2 protein-coding genes are annotated in these 825 nt (G+C 68.5%); both read right to left on the reverse strand.

The genetic code is table 11. The annotated features are described in order from the left end of the window. A partial coding sequence (locus ACXJKJ_RS30370; protein ID WP_457395117.1) for an HAD family hydrolase occupies positions 1-215 on the reverse strand: 215 nt, incomplete at its 3' end. Beyond that, positions 212-825, reverse strand: a 614-nt coding sequence (locus tag ACXJKJ_RS30375) for an MFS transporter (RefSeq protein ID WP_457395120.1), incomplete at its 5' end; no start/stop codon positions are given. The genes ACXJKJ_RS30370 and ACXJKJ_RS30375, both read right to left, overlap by 4 nt.

Raw genomic sequence — 825 nt, forward strand, 5'->3', positions numbered from 1 at the left:
GAGAGCAGCGGCATCACCGCTTCGAGGCCGCGGCCGGTGATGAAGATCAGCGCGATGCCGGGGTGCTGGTCCACCAGCCGGTACAGGCGGTGGCGCGCGGCGGCGTCGCCGGCGAGGAAGGTGCCATCCAGATCGGTGGCCAGGATCAGCTGCGGTGCCGGCGGGGCCAGCGGTGTACGGGTTGAGGTGGGCGTGGCGGGTGTCGATACAGTCAATGCACTTCCTTATCGGAGGAGAGGGGAGAGGGGGTGTCGGGCGGGATCTCGGCGTCGGTCTCGGGCATCATTTCCAGCGCCGACGGCGTGGTGCGCAGCATCAGCCGGAACCCGACCGGATGCGTGCGCAGGCGCTGGAAGCGCAGCAGCCGCGCAGTGGTGAACACCGCCAGCAGCATCAGCACCACGGCGAAATACAGCGGCAGCGCCGCCGGACCAAAGCGCTGCATCGCCGCGCCCGCCAGCGCCGGGCCGATGGCGGCACCCACGCCATGCACCAGCAACAGGCTGGAACAGCCGGACAACAGATGCGCACGTGGCAGGTAATCGAGCATGTGCGCTACCGCGAACGGATACAGCGAGAACGCCAGCCCGCCGTAGACGAAGAACAGCCCAAACAGCAGGTGGGTCTGCAGCTGGATCATCGGCAGGGAGGCGACCACCGCGATGCCGGCGGCGGCCAGGCTGAGCGCCACCAGACCACTGCGCCGATCGTGCCCATCGCTGATGTGGCCCAGGGGCCACTGCAGCAGCGCGCCGCCAAGAATCGCAGTAAGCATGAACAGCGCAACGCCGTTGCCATCCAGGCCCACGTCGCCCGCATATACCG

Source organism: Roseateles sp. P5_E1 (assembly GCF_054049335.1).